The following is a 2,738-nucleotide window of genomic DNA, read 5'->3' as shown; positions in this document are numbered from 1 at the left end:
GTAAAACGCCATCACATACCAGTAGAAAATATTTTTAACCGGCCAGTGCAATAAGATTGACCCGTCCAATGTTTCAGGTAAGAAGTGGACGTACCCAACCTTTTGACCACGTCCTGGCAGGAAGGTATTCAGGTAGAACCAAAAATCAATTGTATGATAGTGACTTACATCAGCTGGTGCCAATGAATTAAAGCGTAATTTAAAGCTGTCTTTAAAACGGGTCGTTAGTAAATTAACCAACTCGCGGTACGCTGAACCCACCCCTTGTCCTGGCACGGTTTCAGCTGATGAAAACATCGTTATTTTAATCATGAGTTATCACGTCGGAAGGGATTGCGAAGCAAGAATGTCTTTGAGTACTCAACGTCATTTGCTTCAGCTGCTTCCGTATCCTCCTCTTCATGGTAGACTGCCAATGCTTCTGCGTAAAAATCAATCACCCGCTTACCAAAGGTCCGTTCATCAATTTCATGCAGTACTTGTTGACGGGCGTCTGGATTACCAATGACTGTCCCCATCTCTTTTGCTTGCAAGTACGAGACCATCGGTTCTAATAATTGAAAGCTATCGTCAACCAGTTGCCCAATATTTTTATCAGTCACAATCGTGTCTAAGTACGGACTGTGAATGGCAACAACCGGCGTATCAGCCGTCATGGCTTCGATAAAAGTCAGCCCTTGCGTTTCTGATACTGAAGCTGAGACGAACACGTCCCCCATCTTATAGTAGCCATAAACGTCATTATGATTAACTTCACCAGTAAAAATGACATGATCCGTAATTTCCAAGGCCGAAACGTGTTCCTGGAGGGCTTCCATTGCTGGACCGCCACCGACAATCACGAACTTTGCTTCAGGCACTGTTTCTAACGCTTCCGCAAAAACCGATAAGGCGTCATCCAAGTTCTTTTCAAACGCTACGCGCCCAAGTGACAAGACAACCGGTGTATCTGGCGCCAAACCTAACTCACCCCGTAGCTTAGCACTTGTGTCTTCATTAGCACCATGTAGCACATTAACGCCAGTCGGAATGATTTCGATTGGTGCTTTAACCTTATACTTGGTTAATGTGTCGTAAGTTTGGCGTGATGGTGAGATAATTCCTGTCATTCCCGCCATAAAATTGCGGGCAATCACAGCAACACTACCTGGCCGAATAATTTTACCATTCGCAATATAGTGCAAATAGTCCTCGTAATTTGTATGAAATGTATGTACGACCGGAATCTTCAGTTGGCGGGCAACAAACTTACCAATGACGCCCAACGAAAATTCAGTTTGCGTGTGCACTAAGTCCAATTCCAATTTTTTCGCTAATTGCACCGCTTGAATGGCCCCACGATACGTAATCCGACGATCCTTAAAGCCTACAAAAGGCAGACTCGCAAACCGATATACGTTAGGTTCCAGGGTGCCTTTTTTTACCTTCGGATCGGTAGACGTAAAAATATACACTTTATGTCCGTTGGCTTCTAATTGACGGCGCAACGTTTGAATCGACGTTGCAACACCAGAAACCTGTGGGAAATAAGTGTCCGTGAATAATCCGATATTCATAGTTGGTCACCTTTCACAAATAGTCTTATGTTCCATTTTATCAACAAAGGCCAATTTTGGGGACATTTCACCGCTAGCCTTAGCTAAATATTAACTGGTGAAAAAATAAGCGTCCGAACAACATAAAAAAACCAGTCCACACTGGAACTGGTTTTTTATGATTAATTGTTTGGTTGCCAAGCTTGTGGATCTTGACGCCACTCTTGAAGTGTTGCCAAATCCGACGCTTGAATAGCCCCCGTTTGCTGTGCCACCGTTAACAATGTCGTGTAGTTCGTTAACGCATTAAATGGGGTTTGCGCTTCGCCAAAGTTTTGCGTTGCTGCTGGCAGTTCATAACTGAAGATGGCGCTAACGCCTAATACTTCCGCGCCAGCCGCTCGGGTCGCTTTAACTGCACCCAGTACCGAGCCACCTGTTGAAATCAAATCATCAATCAGGACGACCTTTTGTCCAGGTAGTACAACCCCCTCAATTTGTTGACCAGCCCCATGATCCTTGGGCTTTGACCGGACATACACCATTGGCAAATCTAGCACTTCTGCCACCCAGGCTGCATGTGGAATACCGGCGGTTGCCACACCGCCAATCACCTGGACATCTGGATATTCACGCTTAATCAACGCTGCCAATCCTTGTGCAATCAACCGACGAACAGCCGGAAAGCTGATCGTCTTGCGATTGTCAGTATAAATTAGGCTCAAAATGCCCGAAGCCCAGGTAAACGGTGCCGTCGGTTGAAGCTTGACTGCTTCGATTTTAAGCAATGCCGCGGCAACTTCTGTTTGATAATCTGTCATCATTATTCCCCCTGAAATTCAGCGACCACGCGCTGATATGCTGCAACTGGATCTGGCGCTTGTGTAATCGACCGTCCGACAACAATACCATTCGCCCCCATTTCACGCGCACGCGCCGGTGTCACAACGCGATTTTGATCGCCGACTGCATCACCTGCTAAGCGAATACCTGGTGTAATCGATAAAAAGTTCGTTGGTGTCGCTTCATGGATTGCGCGTGATTCGAACGCTGACGAGATTGTGCCAGCAAAACCAGCTGTCGCAGCCAGTTGTGCTAAATGAACCACACTCGTTAATAATGGTACTGTCACAAGTTGTGTCTCTTGCATCTCTTGTTCTGAAAAAGACGTTAACTGCGTGATCGCTAATAATTTAGGCACCT

The 2,738-nt window shown here is 45.8% G+C and carries 3 protein-coding genes and 1 pseudogene; all 4 read right to left on the bottom strand.

Features of this window, described 5'->3' with window-relative positions:
* Nucleotides 1–312, bottom strand: a pseudogene (locus tag WEIDD23_RS08640) (glycosyltransferase); the annotation flags it as partial.
* On the bottom strand, nucleotides 309–1,556 hold the full coding sequence (locus tag WEIDD23_RS08635) for a glycosyltransferase family 4 protein (RefSeq protein WP_010369904.1): 1,248 nt from the start codon (nucleotides 1,554–1,556) through the stop codon (nucleotides 309–311). The pseudogene WEIDD23_RS08640 and the gene WEIDD23_RS08635, both read right to left, overlap by 4 nt.
* A gap of 161 nt (nucleotides 1,557–1,717) precedes the next feature.
* On the bottom strand, nucleotides 1,718–2,356 hold the full coding sequence (gene pyrE, locus WEIDD23_RS08630) for an orotate phosphoribosyltransferase (RefSeq protein WP_062358913.1): 639 nt from the start codon (nucleotides 2,354–2,356) through the stop codon (nucleotides 1,718–1,720).
* A gap of 2 nt (nucleotides 2,357–2,358) precedes the next feature.
* The coding region (locus tag WEIDD23_RS08625) for an orotidine 5'-phosphate decarboxylase / HUMPS family protein (RefSeq protein WP_197458860.1) at nucleotides 2,359–2,738 on the bottom strand (380 nt) is incomplete at its 5' end.

It is taken from the genome of Weissella sp. DD23, from assembly GCF_001579105.1.
GTDB classification, from domain to species: Bacteria; Bacillota; Bacilli; order Lactobacillales; family Lactobacillaceae; genus Weissella; species Weissella cibaria.
Note: the sequence above shows the minus strand (reverse complement) of the source record. Positions and strands in the feature narration are given on the sequence as shown.

Excerpts from the sequence above, each read along its gene's own strand:
- WEIDD23_RS08635 (WP_010369904.1), bottom strand. The coding sequence starts at position 1,556 with ATGAATATCGGATTATTCACGGACACTTATTTCCCACAGGTTTCTGGT.
- pyrE (WP_062358913.1), bottom strand. The coding sequence starts at position 2,356 with ATGACAGATTATCAAACAGAAGTTGCCGCGGCATTGCTTAAAATCGAA.